3 protein-coding genes are annotated in these 4,949 nt (G+C 55.8%); all 3 read right to left on the minus strand.

The features are described 5' to 3' along the window. Positions 1-117: 117 nt before the first annotated feature. The 3 genes from KP806_RS27350 to KP806_RS27360 are packed head-to-tail and all read right to left on the minus strand — an operon-like array spanning position 118 to position 4,726. Entirely contained in the window at positions 118-1,386 is a 1,269-nt protein-coding gene (locus KP806_RS27350) for an extracellular solute-binding protein (RefSeq protein ID WP_224726922.1), read from the minus strand. An 18-nt stretch (positions 1,387-1,404) separates the two neighbouring features. Beyond that, positions 1,405-2,958 (minus strand): response regulator transcription factor, encoded by a 1,554-nt coding sequence (locus KP806_RS27355; RefSeq protein WP_224726923.1) that lies wholly within the window; start codon positions 2,956-2,958, stop codon positions 1,405-1,407. Further along, positions 2,951-4,726, minus strand: coding sequence for a sensor histidine kinase (locus tag KP806_RS27360; protein WP_224726924.1), 1,776 nt, complete (start codon positions 4,724-4,726; stop codon positions 2,951-2,953). Before KP806_RS27360 ends, KP806_RS27355 begins: the two co-directional genes overlap by 8 nt. Positions 4,727-4,949 lie beyond the last annotated feature (223 nt).

Here is a 4,949-nt window from a genome sequence, read left to right on the forward strand (position 1 = left end):
TCACTCAGTCACTCAGTCACTCAGTCACTCAGTCACTCAGTCACTCAGTCACTCAATCACTCAATCACTCAATCACTCAATCCCTCAAAGCACGCAGCCTCCAAACCACCCGACCGCTCACCTCTCCAGCAGCTTATCGATTTCGGAGGCCGCCTCGCTCAAGCCGTCTTTGACGGAAATCTCGCCCTGAAAAATCCGGATCATGTTTGCCGTGTAAACGGCGTCGATGCTGCTCCACTGCTTAACCGGCGGCCGCAGGAACGTATGGTTCAGCGCCTCGGCAAAAGGGGGAATAAACGAGTCGTCCTTTGCCTTGATCTCCTTCGCCTCCAGGTTCGTCGGTATGAGCCCTGTCTGCGACATCGCAACTTGAGAGTCGGTGCGAATCATCCATTTCATGAATTCCCAGGCTTCGCGCGGCCTCGCCGAGCCCTTTACGCTTACGAGGTCTTCGCCGCCAAGTACGGAGGAGGGCCCGTTGCTCGAAGGAAACGGCACCGCCACCGTCGAACGGATCGCCTTCTGCAGCTCTTCCCCTTGAAACACGCTGTAAAACCACGGCCCGTCGTCGGTCACCAGAATATCCCCCGACTTCACGCCTCCCCAAATATCTCCGCCTCCGTTAATGAGAGACCGGTCGATCAGACCGTCCCTGTAAAGAGACAGAAGCTCTTCCACGGCATTAACCGTCGCTTCCCCGTTCAGGTAGCCTGACGCTTTCGTATACGTGTCATTGGTCATTCGACCCCCAAGCGCATAGATATACGGCAGGCTCTTCCACGCTTCCAGACCGCTCAGGCCGATCCGGTAGCGATGCTCCCGCGCGAGCTCCAGCACCTCCTGTAAGGTGGATGGCGGGCGGTCCAGACCCAGCTTCTCCAGCAGCGCTTTGTTATAGATCGCTACCTTCGTATTCATGTTGACGGGCAGGGAGTAGTGAGCTCCCTCAAAATATCCCGCAGAGCCCGTATTGCTCTGGAGCTGCGCGGTCACCTCTTCAAAGCCGGCGTTATCGCCCAGCGGAAGCAGCAGTCCGTTCTGCGCAAACTCCGGTACCCAAGCGATGTCCATTCTCATCACATCAGGCCCGCGGTTTGCCGTTGCTTTGGAGATGAGCGTATATTTTAACTCTGCATTATTGGTCTGCCGCACCGCATTGACGCGAATCCCCGGGTATTCCTTCTCGAAGCCTGGAATGATCGTATCCTCCAATATTCGCGTTTCCTCATCGCTGTACGTATGCCAGAACGTAATATCGACGCGGTCTCCGCCGTCAAGCTTCTCGACTGCGCTGTCCTTGTCTATAATCGACTGCCGGCCGCAGCCGGCCAGCAGCAGCAGCATGATCGCCGCGGCGATCCGCAGCCGGCCGTTCCTGTTCCTCATACGCATCACCTCCATCGACTACTGCTGATGCTTCTCCCGGTATTCCACCGGCGTCATTTGAGTCATCCTTTTAAACAGCTTGCTAAAATATTTCACGTCGTTAAATCCCGATTTTTCGGCGACCTCATAAATTTTGTAATCCTTCTGCGTAAGCATCCGTTTCGCTTCATGCAGCCTCAGATCGATTAAATAATCGATGAAGTTTTGGCCGGCCTGCTTTTTGAACAGGTTCGAAAAATAGCTCTTGCTGACATGGATCGAATCCGCCACCTCCTGCAGCGTCAGCTCCTCGCGGTAATGCAGCTTGATGTATTCGATCGCTTTGGCAATCAGCTGCCCGCTGTGCCCTTTGTCGCTCAGCTTCACCAGACTCGGCTGCTCCAGCTCCTCGCACAGCTGATAGAGCAGCTCGGCTAGCCGCTCCGCCGTCTCGCAGCGCCGTATATTTTCCCGGTAATCGGAGAGAAGCTTCGCATCGCCGTTCAAATAAGCGAAAGCGGACAGGAGCTCATACGCTTCCCTTTTCACCTGCTCCGGCGTCATACCGCCCTTGCTCCAGCGTCCGGAGAAGCCGTCGATCACCGTCTTCGCGTTATTCGCCTCACGGATGGCGTCGACCATTGCCTGCATGTTCGTCTCCGCCGGCTCCTGCGCGGTTTCCTGGCCGCCCGCCTCAGGCTTCCAGCCGAATATCCGGCCGGTTCCTTCGAAAAATCTGCGCATGGCAGCCGACCGGCTTTTGTCCAGCGCCCCTTTAACCCCTCTGGTTTCGGGCTCTACGCAATAACCGACCGACACCGTCGCCGCAAGCTCCGCTTCGATCCGCGCCTTTAGCCTGCCAAGCAAAGCCTCTGCCTCTTCCCCGCCGGCAAAAAGCACGAACAGCCCTTCCCCGGCCAGCACAGGCGCGCTCCCGGACGGAACCAGCCCGTAAAAAACTTCCTGTATCTCCTCGTACATCATGCCGATATGCAAATGCCCGTAAAGCTCCGTCTGTTCGGCAAGTCCGTCGATCACGATAAATGCGCACAGGTAGGACACGCCGGCGCCCCTCTCGCCAAGCATATCCTGAAAGGCGGCATCCGACCCGCCCGACACAAGCTCCCGGATAATTTCCTGCTCCAGCCGTTTTCTTTCAAGAACGGAAAATTGCCGATCCAGCTGTCTCTTCTGCTCGGTCCGGCTGCGGTCCTGCTCCAGCATTTCCTTGCACCGGCCAAGCACCGCCGTCAACTCCTCCGCTTCCAGGCTCGGCTTCAGCAAATAATCGACCGCGCCATGCTTCATCCCTTCGCGGACGTATTCGAACTCATTATAGCTGCTGATCAGCACGACCTTCAGCTGCGGGTTAAGCTCCAGCGCCTTCCTTGTAAGCTGGAGGCCGTCCATGACCGGCATTTTAATATCCGTAATCAGAATATCGATCGGGGCCCCGCTCATCATTTCCAGCGCCTCCTGCCCGTTCGCGCAGCTCCCGGCCAAATGAAACCCAAGCTTGCTCCAATCGATGAAATTCACCAGCCCGTTTCTGATGATCGGCTCGTCGTCCACAATTAATACGGTATCACTCATTCGGAAGCCCCCTCATTATGATATGAATTTGCGTGCCGATCCCCGCTTCGCTCGTCACCTTCATGCCGGAGCCCGTTCCATAATAAAGCTTTAAGGAATCATAAACATGCTTTAGCCCGATCCCCGCTTTGGCAATGCCCTCCTGCGAATGGAGAGCATCCAGCTGCTCCTTGGACATCCCCGCACCGTTATCCTTCACCCAAATTTGCAGCTCGCCTTGCACGGACTTGGCTGAAATCGAAATCTCCCCTCCGCGGTTCAACGGAACTAAGCCGTGGAAAACCGCATTTTCCACAAGCGGCTGAAGCAGCATCCGGGGAATACGGGCCTGGCCGGCGCCCGGACCCAGGTCAACCGAAAGCACATATTTGTGCTCGTACCGCATTTCCAGGATGACGATATATTTTCCGATAATCTCAAGCTCTTCCTCAAGCGTAATCAGCTGCCCGTTTTTGCCCATATTCGCCTGCAACAGCCGGATAAGCGCCCCGAGTCCCCGGTCGGCCCGCTCCTTCTCGCCGGCTCTGACCATCCATCTTAATGTACTCAGCGTATTATAGAGAAAATGCGGATGAATCCGGTATGTGACCGCCCGCACCTCGGCTTCCAGCTTCTCGCTTTGCTCTTTCTCCACACGTTCCATCAGCTGCTCGATCTCATCCAGCATCTTGTTAAAATGCTTGCTCATCAGTCCGATCTCATCCGTCGCGGTAAGCGCCGTCCGCACCTTTAAATCTCCCTGCTGCACCCGCTTCATTTCCGACGTCAGCTGCTTGATCGGCTTCGTAACCCGGCCCGCAATCAGCAGACCGACGAGCACCGCGATCAGGGCAAAGCCTGCCGATGTCATCCATATGCGGCTGTGCAGCCTGTCAAGGGCACCCGTAATTTCAACGGTCGGAACCGTGCCGACGAGCAGCCAGCCGTTGCTCAGCCTCTGCTTGACGCCGTAATAAGGAGTGCCTCCGGACGTATATTCGAACTCTACCGCATCGTCATGAACGATCATATCCCTCAGCCCCGCATCCCCGACCGATTGGCCGATCCGGGACAGATCGGCTTCTATCATGATGGTTCCAGCCTGATCGACGACCATATAGCGGCCGGTATCGCCCAGCTTCACTTGGTTAATCGTATTCACGATCGCCCTGCCGTTCAGATTGACGACGAGCAGCCCGATTTGTCGCAGCGACTTAAAATCCTTGAGCGTCCGGCTGATCGGCAGCACCAGATCGGTGTTTTCCCCGGCGCCGCTGAAAGGATCCTTACGGAGCGCCTGCCATACCAGTCCGCCGTCCTCCTTCAGCGACTGCTCCACCCAGTCCAGCCGGCTCAGATCGGCGCGTCTCAGCTTCGTGGCCGAGAAGGAGCCGCTGCCCCAGCCCGTCCCGTTCCCTTTTACGATATAAACGATTCGGACGAACGAGCTGGAGTGCACGACGTTATTGAGCAGGGTACTCATCGATTGGGACATGGCCAGCTGCACGCCTGACGGACTTGTATCGTAGCGCATGGCAGTGTCCTGCACCTTCAAATCGCCGTATATGAAATCGGACGTATCGCTTCCCGCATTGAAAATCGAAGACAGCGCATCGGCCGTCTGCTTCGTCACCTGGACGGTCGAAGCCCGGACATTGCGCTTCACCAGCGCCGACGATTCCAAATAGAAAGCGAACCCCGACAGCGTAGTCGGAATGAGGATAATGCATAAAAAAGCCAAAATCATTTTCGAAGCGAAACGATTACGTATTTTCTCGAAGCGTGCCATATGCCTGCCCACCTTATGAACCGGATCATTCTAGTGTAACGGATTACTGGAAGCTGTGTAGGGTTTGTTGGTGTAAAATTTTAACACCCGTGTATAGGGTCTTCCGTTCTGCTGCATAAAATGCATCAGATTCCTCACATACGTCGCTTTGAACCGGTTTCTGCTGCACATTTACATTAGAGTTAGTCCAAAACCGCCCAAAACCGTGCGACTCCCCTCATTC

The organism is Paenibacillus vietnamensis (assembly GCF_020169515.1).
Taxonomy (GTDB): domain Bacteria; phylum Bacillota; class Bacilli; order Paenibacillales; family Paenibacillaceae; genus Pristimantibacillus; species Pristimantibacillus vietnamensis.

Coding starts and splice junctions, on each gene's coding strand:
- KP806_RS27350 (WP_224726922.1), bottom strand. CDS start 1,386: ATGAGGAACAGGAACGGCCGGCTGCGGATCGCCGCGGCGATCATGCTG.
- KP806_RS27355 (WP_224726923.1), bottom strand. CDS start 2,958: ATGAGTGATACCGTATTAATTGTGGACGACGAGCCGATCATCAGAAAC.
- KP806_RS27360 (WP_224726924.1), bottom strand. CDS start 4,726: ATGGCACGCTTCGAGAAAATACGTAATCGTTTCGCTTCGAAAATGATT.